This window comes from Pseudomonas sp. 43A, from assembly GCF_013363935.1.
GTDB lineage: Bacteria > Pseudomonadota > Gammaproteobacteria > Pseudomonadales > Pseudomonadaceae > Aquipseudomonas > Aquipseudomonas crudilactis.
On sequence record NZ_CP054880.1, the window covers coordinates 2,829,153 to 2,840,989 of the forward strand.

General features: G+C 60.7%; 12 protein-coding genes. 7 read left to right on the top strand and 5 right to left on the bottom strand.

Features of this window, described 5'->3' with window-relative positions:
• Positions 1 to 20: 20 nt before the first annotated feature.
• The 5 genes from HUW52_RS12655 to HUW52_RS12675 all read left to right on the top strand — a co-directional run bounded on the left by HUW52_RS12655 (position 21) and on the right by HUW52_RS12675 (position 5,290).
• On the top strand, positions 21 to 557 hold the full coding sequence (locus HUW52_RS12655; RefSeq protein WP_007949687.1) for a spore coat protein U domain-containing protein: 537 nt from the start codon (positions 21 to 23) through the stop codon (positions 555 to 557).
• Positions 558 to 561: 4 nt separating this feature from the next.
• The gene (locus HUW52_RS12660) at positions 562 to 1,062 is read left to right on the top strand and encodes a spore coat U domain-containing protein (protein ID WP_175553814.1); all 501 of its coding nucleotides are present in this window, start codon (positions 562 to 564) and stop codon (positions 1,060 to 1,062) included.
• 33 nt (positions 1,063 to 1,095) lie between these two features.
• Positions 1,096 to 1,884 (top strand): molecular chaperone, encoded by a 789-nt coding sequence (locus HUW52_RS12665; RefSeq protein WP_175553815.1) that lies wholly within the window; start codon positions 1,096 to 1,098, stop codon positions 1,882 to 1,884.
• Between the two features lie 80 nt (positions 1,885 to 1,964).
• Positions 1,965 to 4,322, top strand: a complete 2,358-nt coding sequence (locus tag HUW52_RS12670) for a fimbria/pilus outer membrane usher protein (RefSeq protein WP_175553816.1) — start codon at positions 1,965 to 1,967, stop codon at positions 4,320 to 4,322.
• Complete coding sequence (locus HUW52_RS12675; RefSeq protein WP_175553817.1) at positions 4,319 to 5,290, top strand: spore coat U domain-containing protein; 972 nt, start codon at positions 4,319 to 4,321, stop codon at positions 5,288 to 5,290. The genes HUW52_RS12670 and HUW52_RS12675 overlap by 4 nt, the downstream gene beginning before the upstream one ends.
• A gap of 123 nt (positions 5,291 to 5,413) precedes the next feature.
• Here the strand turns inward: HUW52_RS12675 and HUW52_RS12680 are convergent, their stop codons facing one another.
• Both HUW52_RS12680 and HUW52_RS12685 read right to left on the bottom strand, forming a co-directional pair.
• Positions 5,414 to 6,169: an anti-sigma factor gene (locus HUW52_RS12680; RefSeq protein WP_175553818.1), complete on the bottom strand. Its 756-nt coding sequence runs from the start codon at positions 6,167 to 6,169 to the stop codon at positions 5,414 to 5,416.
• Positions 6,166 to 6,672 carry a sigma-70 family RNA polymerase sigma factor gene (locus HUW52_RS12685; protein WP_016983921.1) on the bottom strand — a complete coding sequence of 169 codons (507 nt, stop codon included), beginning with the start codon at positions 6,670 to 6,672 and terminating at the stop codon, positions 6,166 to 6,168. Before HUW52_RS12685 ends, HUW52_RS12680 begins: the two co-directional genes overlap by 4 nt.
• 157 nt (positions 6,673 to 6,829) lie before the next feature.
• On the opposite strand from HUW52_RS12685, the gene HUW52_RS12690 reads away from it, so the two are divergent.
• Positions 6,830 to 7,936, top strand: coding sequence for a catalase family peroxidase (locus tag HUW52_RS12690; protein ID WP_016983922.1), 1,107 nt, complete (start codon positions 6,830 to 6,832; stop codon positions 7,934 to 7,936).
• Positions 7,933 to 8,478: a cytochrome b gene (locus tag HUW52_RS12695; RefSeq protein WP_175553819.1), complete on the top strand. Its 546-nt coding sequence runs from the start codon at positions 7,933 to 7,935 to the stop codon at positions 8,476 to 8,478. Before HUW52_RS12690 ends, HUW52_RS12695 begins: the two co-directional genes overlap by 4 nt.
• On the opposite strand, the gene HUW52_RS12700 is transcribed toward HUW52_RS12695, so the two are convergent.
• The 3 genes from HUW52_RS12700 to HUW52_RS12710 all read right to left on the bottom strand — a co-directional run bounded on the left by HUW52_RS12700 (position 8,475) and on the right by HUW52_RS12710 (position 11,786).
• Positions 8,475 to 9,668 carry an MFS transporter gene (locus tag HUW52_RS12700; protein WP_175553820.1) on the bottom strand — a complete coding sequence of 398 codons (1,194 nt, stop codon included), beginning with the start codon at positions 9,666 to 9,668 and terminating at the stop codon, positions 8,475 to 8,477. The genes HUW52_RS12695 and HUW52_RS12700 overlap by 4 nt on opposite strands.
• 148 nt (positions 9,669 to 9,816) lie before the next feature.
• Positions 9,817 to 10,968 (bottom strand): M14-type cytosolic carboxypeptidase, encoded by a 1,152-nt coding sequence (locus HUW52_RS12705; protein WP_016983925.1) that lies wholly within the window; start codon positions 10,966 to 10,968, stop codon positions 9,817 to 9,819.
• Between the two features lie 479 nt (positions 10,969 to 11,447).
• Positions 11,448 to 11,786 (bottom strand): DUF6124 family protein, encoded by a 339-nt coding sequence (locus HUW52_RS12710; protein ID WP_016983927.1) that lies wholly within the window; start codon positions 11,784 to 11,786, stop codon positions 11,448 to 11,450.
• Positions 11,787 to 11,837: the final 51 nt, after the last annotated feature.

Consider the following 11,837-nt stretch of genomic DNA (forward strand, 5'->3'; position numbering starts at 1 on the left):
CCCCGTAGAGGACGGACACCATGCGTACATTTGCATCAAGGATAGGTTTGTCGTTGCTTGGCCTGGCGCTGGTTTCCAGTGCCAACGCCGCCACCACGGTCACCGGCCAGATCACCTCCAGCCTGATTCTGATCAGCAGTTGTCAGGTCAACGGTGCCGGCGGTTCCACCGGGCTGAATTTCGGTGCGTTGAACTTCGGCACCGCCAACAGCCTGTTCACCACCGCCACCGGGCAAGTGTTGGGCGGTGGCGGCGGGGCATTGTCGATTCTCTGCTCCAGTGGCACCACGCCGACGGTCAAGGTGCGCGCGGGTTCCCATGACGGCATGTCACCGGGAGGCACACGAGCGTTGTACGACGGCGTTGCCAATTACGTGCCGTACGACTTGTACACCGATGCCGGGCACTCGCAACTGCTGGCGATCGACGGGACGATCAACCTTGCCGCCAGCACCGGTGTCGCGCAGACGGTGAACCTCTACGGTCAGGCGGTGGGCAAGGCCGGTTTGCCGGCGGGCACGTACACCGACACCGTCGCTGTTGAACTGACGTTCTGATGCCATGCGCCGCCATGGCTGTGCCGCGCTGCTCCTGCTCTGTGCCGGCAGTGCGCCGTTGCCGCTGACAGCGGCGACGAGCCAGAGCTTTCAGGTGAGCGCCACGGTCACTGCCGGGTGTCTGGTGGTGGGCGGAGTGTCGAACTATGGCGGGCTGAATTTCGGTTCGCGTTCGGCACTGGCTACCGGCACCGTGCAGGTGGCGCTGACCGGTGGCGTGCAATTGCAATGCACGCCGGGGGTGACGCTGAACATGAGCGTCGATGGCGGTCAGTACAACATCAGTGGCCGGCACATGCAGGTCAACAGCGGCAGTGCGCGGGTCGCGTATGCGCTGTTTCGCGATGCGGCATACAGCCAGAGCCTGGGCATTGGCCAGAGTGTGGCGGTGGCCTACATCGATGCGAACAACATCAGCCTGCCGATTTACGGTCAGGTGCAATTGCCGGGCAATCAGCCTGGGGGGACGTACAGCGACGTGTTGCAGGTGCAACTGTCGTGGTAAGGCGAAGTTGAATGGCCGACAAGGAGCAGGTTTATGGGGTCAGTTACGTCACGGCATTCTTTCGTGCGCTGTGTGATGTGGACGATGGTCATGCTTGGGGCAAGCCAGGCACAAGCGGCGAGTTCGGTACTGATCTGGCCGATCGATCCGGTGCTGGAGGCTGATCAACAGGCCAGTGCGCTGTGGCTGGAAAACCGCGGCAGCGAAACCGCCAATCTGCAGATCCGCGTATTCGGCTGGAGCCAGAGTGGTTTCGCCGAGCAATACCAGAACCAGCGCGACGTGATCGGCAGCCCGCCGGTGGCGAAGATCGAACCGGGGCAGAAACAACTGGTGCGTCTGACCCGAACCAAGGACGTACCGCCGGGGCAGGAGCTGGCCTACCGGATCATCATCGACGAAATTCCCTCCGCGCAACCAGCCACCGCTGACGGCGGCAAAACCGCTGCGGCGATTCGCTTCCAGATGCGTTACTCGGTGCCGCTGTTTGCCTATGGTGCCGGGCTGTGGAGCAAAGAAGACAGCACCCGCGCGCGCGATCCCAAAGGTGTCGGCCTGCCGCAGTTGAGCTGGCGCACGGTGGCGGTGGACGGCAAGCCTTATGTCGAAGTACGCAATCAGGGCGCGGTGCATGCGCGACTGACCGACGTGGCAATCAAACAGGCCGGGCAGAGCAAGCCATTGGCCGAAGGGCTGTTGGGTTATGTGCTGCCCGGCGCGGTGATGCGCTGGCCGGCACCGGCGCCGCTGACCAATGATTCGGCGTTGCAGGTACGAGTAAATGGCGCGGCACAGGTGCAGAGCATCACGCCCACCAAGTGAGCGAGTCGTAGCGCGGGCATCTGGCGGCGGCTAAAGCGGTATCAGGGAGGATTCAGTCCATTGACGGACGTAAAGCGCGTATGAACCCAGGACGGGTTCGCCGTATTCAGCGTCCGTTGTGGCTCATCACCGGCGCGTGTTGCCTGATGTTCGTTCAACCATCCGGGGCCGGCGATCTGCCGCCGCCTCCCAGCGGCATGGAGGCCGTCAGTGATGCACAGTTGTTTCTGGAACTGGTGGTCAACCAGATGAACACCGGACGCGTGGTGGCGGTGCAGCAGCGCGACGGGCGCTTGTTTTTGCCAGCGACGGCGTTGCGCGAAACCGGCATGAAGTTGCCCGACAGCCTCGGCGCCGAGGTCGATCTCGACAGCCTGTCGGGGCTGCACAGTGATTACGACAGTGTCGGTCAGCGCCTGCTGCTGGACGTGCCGCCGGACTGGTTGCCGGAACAGTTCATCGGCAATCGCCAGGCTTACCCGCGCACCCCGGCACTGAGCAGTTTCGGCGCGCTGTTCAACTATGACCTGTACCTCAACGACACTGACGATGCCGGCACTTATCTGGCGGCGTGGAACGAAGTGCGGCTGTTCGACAGCTGGGGCACGCTGTCCAACACCGGGCAATACCGGCAAACTTTGTCCGGTGATTCGCTCAACACGCTGGATAACGGCTATCTGCGCTACGACACCACGTGGCGATATTCCGATGACGAACGAATGCTCACCTACGAGGCCGGTGACGTGATCAGCGGTGCGTTGCCGTGGAGCAGTTCGGTGCGTCTGGGCGGCGTGCAGTTTTCCCGGGACTTTGCGGTACGCCCGGATCTGGTGACCTATCCATTACCGCAGTTTGCCGGTGAAGCGGCGGTGCCGTCCTCGGTGGATCTGTTCATCAATGGCTACAAGTCCAGCAGCGCAGACTTGCAGCCCGGGCCGTACACACTGACCAATATTCCGTTCATCAACGGCGCGGGCGAAGCCGTCGTAGTGACTACTGATGCGCTCGGTCGGCAGGTGTCGACTACGGTGCCGTTCTATGTCACCAGCACCTTGCTGCAAAAAGGCTTGAGCGATTTTTCCGTGGCCGCCGGTACGTTGCGTCGCGACTACGGTTTGAAGGATTTCAACTACGGGCCGGGTGTCACCTCCGGCAGCCTGCGCTATGGCGTCAGCGACAGCTTTACGCTGGAAAGCCATGCTGAAGCGGCCGATTCGCTGACACTGGGCGGCCTCGGCGGCAATTGGCAGCTCGGCAACTTTGGTGTGCTCAACAGTGCGTTGAGCCAAAGCCGTTTTGACGGCGAGGGCGGTCATCAGGTCAGCCTCGGCTATCAGTACAGCAACCAGCGTTTCAGCTTTTCCTACCAACGCTTGCAACGCCACGATCAATACGCCGACCTGAGCGTGGTCGACAGCCCGTACATCAGTCTTAGCCGGCGCAGCGAGCAGGCGACACTGAGCCTTAACCTTGAGCGCTGGGGCAGCCTCGGTGCCGGATATTTCGATGTGCGCGCGGCGGACGACTCGCGCACGCGGCTGCTCAACCTCAGCTGGAGCAAACCGTTATGGCGCAACAGCAGCTTCTACTTGTCGGCCAACCGTGAGATCGGCGACAGCAACTGGGCCGTGCAGGCGCAACTGGTGATTCCGTTTGATTTGCGTGGCAGCCTGGCGATCAGCAGTGATCGCAGTAAAACCGGGCAGAGCCAACAGCGGGTCAACTACAGTCGTGCGGTGCCAACCGAGGGCGGCGTGGGTTTCAATCTGGGTTACGCCAAGGGTGATGGGGCGGATTATCGTCAGGCCGACGTCACCTGGCGTCTGCAATCGGTGCAATTGCAGGCTGGTGTCTACGGCACGTCCGACGCCGAAACCCGTTGGGCCGATGCCAGTGGTTCGCTGGTGTGGATGGACCATCAGGTGTTTGCCGCCAACCGTATCGACGACGCGTTCGTACTGGTCAGTACCGATGGTTTTGCCGACATTCCGGTGCGCTACGAAAACCAGCAGGTCGGCCAGACCGACAAGAACGGTCATCTGCTGGTGCCATGGAGCAGCGCCTATTACCGCGGCAAGTATGAAATCGATCCACTGAATCTGCCGGCCAACGTACGCAGTCCCAACGTCGAACAGCGCATCGCTGTGCGGCGTGGCAGCGGTTATCTGTTGGAGTTTCCGCTGACCCGAGTGATTGCCGCGAGCATCGTGCTGGTCGACGCGCAGCAGCGCGAGTTGCCGCTGGGCGCGGGTGTGCTGCATGAGCAGAGCGGGACGCGGACGGTGGTCGGTTGGGATGGGCTGGTGTATCTGGAAAACCTGCAAGCGCAGAACTCGTTGCAAGTGACGCTGGCCGACGGCAAGACCTGTCAGGCGCAGTTCAGTGTCGATCTGAATCAGGATCAGGTGCCGTTGATTGGCCCGTTGGTGTGCCAATGATGTTCCGGCGATGGCTGTTATGTCTGGCACTGCTTATACCCGGGGCGGTGCAGGCCGCGTGCTCGGTGGTCAGCACCACGCCGGCGGCGTTCGGCATGCTCAGTTCGATTGCCGTGCGCACGACGTCGCAACCCAGTTCCACACTGAATGCGGGTTTGAGCTGCACCGGCTCTTTGTTGTCCCTGCTGACCAGCAACGACCACTTCTGGGGCACCGTTTCTTCGACTCAAAGTGGTCTGGTCGGGCCGACCGGCGATGTCATCAATTACACGATCTACGCCAACAACAGCACCAGTTACCCATTGACCCGCGGCACCGCCTATGACTTTGCGCGCAACGGCATCATCGACGCCTTGGGCCTGCTCAATGGTACGACGCCGAAAACCGTGCCGCTCTATCTCGGTACAACCATTGGCAGCAACGTCGCCGCCGGGGTGTACACCGAGACCCTGAGTATTTTCTGGAACTGGAATTACTGTTCCGGGATCGGCATCGGTGCCATCTGCCTCGGTCGCGATATTGCCAACGGCACGACGTCGTTGACGGTGAATCTGACGGTGTCCAACGACTGCACGATTACGGCGCCGAACATTGCCTTTGGCAGCGCGCCGGTGGTCAGCGCGTTCACCCCGGTGACCGGACAGACGATCAATCTGGCCTGCACCAAGGGCAGCGCTTATACCGTGGGGTTGAGCGACGGGCAGAACGCGGTGAGTGTCGGCGGCCGGCGCCGGATGATTTCCGGAAGCAATTATCTGGCCTACGATATTTTCAAAAGTGCCGGCACCACGCGCTGGGGCAGTGTCGGCGCGGCGCGGCGGGCGAGTACCGACGCCGAGGTCAATCCGGGGAACGGCTTGGGCACGGGCAGCCAGATCTTCAACTACAACGCGAAGATCTACACCGACCAGACCACGCCGCCGGCGGGCACTTATCTGGACAATGTGGTGCTCGACGTAGGCTTCTGAGCTGACACGATCCTTTGTAGGAGCTGTCGAGTGAAACGAGGCTGCGATCTTTTGATCTTGCCCTTAAGAACAAGATCAAAAGATCGCAGCGTGCCGCAGCTCCTACATAGAACAGCGGTGTTCTCAGAATTGCAGCGATTGCTTGAGCTGTTGCGCTGCCGGCGTATCGACCGGGCTGACCATCGCGTAGTTGTACCCGCCGCCCGACCAGTATTCGGCCTGCAGGTCGCCATCACTGCGGCTGCCACGGGGTAAAAAGGTGTTCTTCGGCCCCGGCGGGCGCACATAGAAACTGACTTTGTGCCCGCTGCCATCCTCATACATCACCATCGCCGCCGGACCTTCATCAGTGCTGAGCAAGCGTCCGCTGACCGGTTCGAACCCAGCGGCCTTAAGGTCAGGCAAGCGACTGGCCTGGGTGAAATAGCGGTCGAGCCAGCGTTGCATGTCGCCGTCATTGTCGACCTTGTAATCGGCCGGCAGCATCCCTTGCTGGGCAATCAAGCGATAAGCCTGCAAAGCATCGGTCATCGGCAGCATGGTCGAGCGCACGAGGGTCATTTCGCGAGCCTGCCAGCCACTGAAGCCACCGATGCTCACCGCGATCAGCAACACCGCCGCGCTGGCCAGGTGACGACGTGACTGACGCTGGCGGCGCTGGCGGATCATGGCCGGATCAAGCGCGGGATTGGCCGGTTGCTGCAACGCGCCGCCGAGTGCCGCGCGCAATTGCTGGGCATCCTGTTGCCAGGCGCGAACCTGCGCCGCTTCATCCGGGTGACTGGCCAGCCAGGTGTCCAGCACACGCCGGTCGGCGTCGCTGAGCTGGTGGTCGACATACGCGTGCAGGTCACGTTCGTTGGGAGGCAGGCTGATCATTTGAGTATCCGCAAAGAGGGGCTGCTGATTTCACCGTCGCTCAATTGGCGCAAGGCCTGGCGGGCACGGGACAGGCGCGACATCACGGTGCCGATCGGGGCGCCGAGAATCTCGGCGACCTCTTTATAGGAAAGGCCTTCCACCGAAACCATCAGCAGCAGGGCGCGCTGTTCGGTGGGCAGGCGATCGAAGGCTTGCAGGGTCGACTGGGCGATGACGGTGCGCTCGACCGAGGGCTCGGCGTCGTCGCGACCGGTGAAGAATTCGAGCATGCGCGCATAGCGTCGGGAGCGACGATGGGCGTCGAGAAACTGCCGATACAGGATCGCAAACAGCCAGGCACGCAAGTCGCCGTCAGCGCGTTTATCGCCCCAACTCGACAGCGCCCGCTCCAGGCTGGCCTGTACCAGATCGTCAGCGCTGCTGCTATTGCGTGTCAGTGACACGGCAAAGCGGCGCAATCTGGGAATGATTTCTCTCAACTGTTCGTCGAATTCGCTCATGAAACTCTGCTAGTCACTACGCTGTGGACTAGGGAGACGTCCGTCGTTGGAGGTTATTCCACGTTCGGAAAAATAAATACCGAGGCGGGGAATAAATCCGCGCGGGGTGCGTCTTGCTGATTCTTCCTACTCGTGGCCGATGGCCCTGGAGTCGTTCATGGTTGATCGTTCATCACCCGATACTGCACCGCCCGGCGGGCCAAAGCGTCCACCTCTGAGTGCAGCGAGCTTGGTGCTGCGTCTGGGCGGCATTGCTGTGGTAGTCGCTGCCGTGGCCGGGGCGTTTGCCTACGTGCACGGCAACTTTGACCCACAACGCCTGACGCCAAAAGCACTGGTCGATGTGCTGGAGAAGAACAACGGCGTGCACCCTGGCTTCCGTCGTAATCACGCCAAAGGCGTCTGCGTGATCGGCCATTTCGAAAGCAGTGGCGAGGCGCGGGTGTTTTCCACTGCGCAGGTGTTCAACGAGCCGCAGACCCCGGTGGTCGGGCGTTTCGCGCTGCCAGCGGGCAATCCGTATGCACCGGACAGCAGCGTGCCGATCCGCAGTCTGGCGCTGCGTTTCACTCAGGCCAATGGGCAGCAGTGGCGCACCGGGATGAACAGCATGCCGGTATTCCCGGTCGGCACCCCTGAAGCGTTTTATCAATTGCAGCAGGCGCAATCGCCAGATCCGGCCACGGGTAAACCTGATCCGGCGAAGGTTCCAGCGTTCTTCGCCTCGCACCCGGAAACCGTGCCGTTTTTGACTTGGGTGAAGACGGCCAAACCGTCGGCCAGTTACGCCACCGAAACCTATAACAGCGTCAACGCGTTCTATCTGGTCGACGCCAGCGGTAAAAAACAGGCCGTGCGCTGGAGCATGACGCCGTTGGCGCGCGATGCTGCGGGCGCCAGTGCACCTGAGGGCGGCGATTTTCTCGAGAAGGATCTGGTGCAACGGTTGGCGTCCGCGCCGCTGCGCTTTCAGTTGAACATCACCCTGGCCAATCCTGATGACCCGGTGAATGACGCCAGCAAGTCTTGGCCTGAGGGGCGCAAAGTATTGAACGCTGGCACGCTGGTGCTGGAAAAAACCCAGCCGCAACTGAGCGGCGAGTGCCGTGATATCAACTACGACCCGCTGGTGCTGCCGGCCGGGATTCAGGGCTCCGACGACCCGTTGCTCGCGGCCCGTTCCGCCGGTTACGCCAATTCCTATCTGCGCCGCACCAGCGAAGTCAGCCAGTTGCCCGCCGCCAAACAGGAGGCTCGCCCATGAGCACTCAACCGACGCATTTCGCCCTGTTGGCGCGGCTGCTGCACTGGCTGATGGCGGTGATGATCATCGCCATGCTGTTTATCGGCGCCGGCATGGTCACCTCGGTTTCCGAACGGCATGAATGGCTGATCCATCTGCACAAACCGCTGGGCATCGCGATTCTGGCACTGGTGATTGTGCGTTTGCTGGTGCGGCTGACCACGCGCCAGCCACCGTTGCCAGCGGATCTGCCGGGTTGGCAAGTGCTGGCGGCCAAGGCTTCGCATTTGTTGCTGTACGCGTTGATGCTGGTGTTGCCGTTGCTCGGTTGGGCGATGATCAGCGCTTCGGGTGAGCCGGTCATGCTCAGCACAACGTTGCAGTTGCCAGCGATTGTTCCGGCGGACGCGCAGCTGTTTGCGCTGCTGCGCAAGGCGCATGGCTATCTGGCCTATCTGCTGTTCCTGACGGTGCTGTTGCATCTGGCAGCGGCGCTGTTTCATGGCTGGATCCGCCGCGACGAGGTGCTCGACAGCATGTTGCGCGGTCGCGATCGCAGCTAACCCGTTTGCGTGGCGCATCCTGCCGGTGCGCCGCTTTTCAGGGTCAGCCACCAGTAGGCCAGCGCCACTGCGTTGATGCCCGCGCCGAGCAGGCACACGCCGATCCAGCCAGCCCACGCATACATGGCGGTCGAACTGATTGAGCCCAGCGCGCTGCCGATCGAGTAGAACAGCATGTAACCGGCAGTGAGGCGGCTTTGCGCTGCCGGACGCATGCTGTAAATCATGCTCTGACTGGTGACGTGTACGGCTTGCAAACCCAAATCGAGGGTGATCACACCAAGCAGTAATGCCCACAACGACGATTGGGTGAGGGCGATTGGCAGCCATGAAGCGAGCATCAGCAACAGCGAAAGACCACTGACCCATTGGCCAAGGCCGCGATCCGCCAGATGCCCGGCCCGTGCGGCGGCCAGCGCACCCGCTGCGCCGGCCAATCCGAACAGACCGATTTCACTGTGCGACAACGACAGTGGCGGGGCGGCCAGCGGCAGCACCATCGGCGTCCACAGCACCATCGCGCTGGCGAAGGTCAGCAGGGCGAGGATCGCGCGTTGGCGCAGCACCGGTTCTTCTTTGAACAGGCTGAACACCGAGGCGATCAGTGCGATGTAGCTAGTCGCGGGCTGCGGGGATTCATGCTTGGGCAGAACGCGAAACAGTAGCAATGCCATCAACAGTGTCAGCCCGGCTGACAGAAAGTAGATTGCACGCCACCCAGCCAGATCGGCCACACCCCCGGCAACCGTGCGTGCCAGCAAGATGCCGACGACGATGCCGCTGGTGACTACACCGACCACGCGCCCGCGCTGCGTCGGGACAGCAAGCGTTGCGGCGTAGGCCACCAGCACCTGCGTGACCACGGCGAGCAGCCCGGTCAATGTCATGCCGAGCAGCAGCCAGACACTGCTGGGCGCCAGCGCGATCATCAACAACGCCACTGCCGACAGCAGTGTCTGGGTGACGATCAATTTGCGCCGGTTGAGCAGATCGCCGAGTGGCACCAGTAATACCAGACCGATGCCGTAGCCGATTTGCGTCAGGGTGATCACCACCCCGATGGTTACCGGCGACATCGCAAACGCTTCAGCCATCGCGTCCAGCAGCGGCTGGGCGTAGTACACGTTACCCACGGCCAGCCCACAGGCCACAGAGAAAAGCAAAACGACACTGCTTTTGAGAGGTTTCATATCCCGCGTCCTTTTAGGTTTCAAAATAAAACCTAGATCACGGTATTGATTAGGGTTTTATTTTGCAACCTGTTTGCGCGAAAGTACGAATGGCAGAAAGCAAAAGATCGCAGACACGCTGCGATCTTTTGAGGGACGGAGGAGGGGATCAGCGCAAGGTATCAACCATGTCGGCGATGGTCGTCAGCACGTCTTTACCCAACTGTTTTGAGCGCTTGCCCGACCAGCCGGTTTCTTTGTCGGGATGGTCGTCGTGATCCTTGAACGGCATTTCCAGCGTCAGCGACAGGCAGTCGAATTTCTGGCCGACGCTGTTGCACGCCAGGGTCATGTTGGCCTGGCCTGGTTCGTCGCGGGTGTAGCCGTACTTGGTCTGGAAGTCTTTGGTGGTGTGTTTCAGGTGATTGCGGAAGTGCTCTTCGAGCTTTTCGATGCGCGGCGTGTAGCCCGGATTGCCTTCGCAACCGGCGGTGAATACGTGGGGGATTGTTTCATCGCCATGGGCGTCCAGGAACAGATCGACGCCGTACTTTTCCATTTGCTGCTGGACGAAGAGCACTTCGGGACTGATCTCCTGGCTGGCGTTCTGCCAGGCCCGGTTCAAATCCTGGCCCATGGCGTTGGTGCGCAAATGGCCATGGAACGCGCCGTCCGGATTCATGTTCGGCACCAGGTACAGATCGGCACTGGTGAGCAGCTTGTTCAGCACCGGGTCATCGTGCCTTTCCAGGCGCTCGATCACGCCTTCCATGAACCATTCGGCCATGTGCTCACCGGGATGTTGCTGAGCGATGATCCAGATTTTGCGTTGGCCTTCGGCTCCCGAGCCTTTGCGCAGCAACTGAATGTCACGACCTTCGACGCTTTTACCGGTCGCCAGTAATTCGGTGCCGGCCTTGCTCAGCGCCTGCTCGATCAGCCAGTCGTGACGGCCACGGCTGTAGGGTTCGAAATAGGCAAACCAGGCGTGGGTCTGGGTGGCTTCGAGGCAGAAACGCAGACAATCGCCTTCGAAAATGGTCGGCACGCGGAACCAGTTGACGTGATCGTAGGACGCTACGGCCTGATAACCGGGCCAGCCTTTGCTGTATGTGGACTGGCTGGCGTTGTTCAGGCGGAACCAGTGTTCCTGGCCGACGTGCAGACCGCTGGCCTTGAAGTGGAACCACTGAAAATGGGCGCTGCGGGTGTCCGGGCGAATGGCCAGAACCGGATTGAGCGGGTTGCTGATGTCGATGACTTGGATGTTGCCGCTGTCGAAGTTGGCGCTGATGTCGAACGAAGATTTGGCCACGGTCATAATCGATTCCTGAATATGATTTTTATGGCCGTTACTGTACACGCAGGCAGGGCTGAAACCGAGGGGAATTGCGGGGTGTGGCGGGGGGCGTCCTCCATGACGCGCAAGCAGCTTAGAGACTGTGCGATTGATTCTCAAGTGCTAATTGTCATTAGTTTGCCCCAATGTGGCCGGGCTCGGCTTGCCAAGCGATATTCTTTTGATATTATCCGCGCCATCGAATTTGCAACACCTGAAGACTTCATTAGCCTGAAGCTATAAGCCCGAAAAAAGGGCAAAAAAAGACCCGGCAAAAAGCCGGGTCAAAAACCGTGATTAGCCTGATGAGGAGATAGTCCAGAAGACCGACCTAAGGTCTCTGGTCCATCGACTGATCTCGCGACCAGCTGCATGCAATAATAATCATTATCATTTGAAAGTCAAATGTTTTTATCTGCGCGATTGGAAAATTCTTTCCGGTCCGTCCGCACTCCCGCTCCTCAGGCCTCATCGCCATCGAGTGAATGGTCGACCATTGCCCGCGCCATATCCACCATGTGCACCACTGAAAAGGCCAGGTCGCGACTCGCGCCTTGCAGGTTTTCGGCTGCCTTGAACGCAGTGGCCGCCGCACAGCGCAACAGATCCGACGCGTGCACCAGCGCTTCCTCGCCACTGAGATGGCGCCTGACATCGAAAAAACGTTCGTCGACCTCGGGTTCTGACACAGCTGGTTTCAAGTAATAGTCGAGTGCTCGCTGGGCCGCCGCATTGCCCTGAGGCGAGCTGAAAGTGGTGTCCATTTGCAGATCGGGCAAGTCTTTGCTGCTGATATTCATGGTGAAGGGCACTCCTTGTTGAGGGGAAATCCGTGAGCCTCAGAATAGTAC